Origin of the sequence: Streptomyces sp. P9(2023) (genome assembly GCF_032436795.1) — a bacterium.
Taxonomy (GTDB): domain Bacteria; phylum Actinomycetota; class Actinomycetes; order Streptomycetales; family Streptomycetaceae; genus Streptomyces.
On sequence record NZ_JAUPWM010000706.1, the window covers coordinates 1 to 250 of the forward strand.

General features: G+C 57.6%; 1 protein-coding gene. It reads right to left on the reverse strand.

The genetic code is table 11. The features are described 5' to 3' along the window. On the reverse strand, positions 1-250 hold a 250-nt coding region (locus Q5762_RS39170), incomplete at both ends, for a tetraacyldisaccharide 4'-kinase (protein ID WP_315897089.1).

Genomic DNA, 250 nt, shown 5'->3' on the forward strand with positions numbered 1-250 from the left:
GCCGAACCGTTCATCCCCTTCAGGCCCACGGTCTCCAAATGGAAGGAGAAAACAGGTTTGTTTTCCAATGCGAACCTGGCCCGCAACCGGGCAAACATTTCCTCTTCGCGCTGCTGAGGGACATTGAGCAGGATGGCATCAGCCCGCCGCAAGGCCTTTTTCCCTTCCCGCCACGGCCCCGAGGGCAGAACCATGTTCCAGTCACTTGTGAGATCCCCTGAATCCAGCAGCACGAGATCGAGATCCCTTT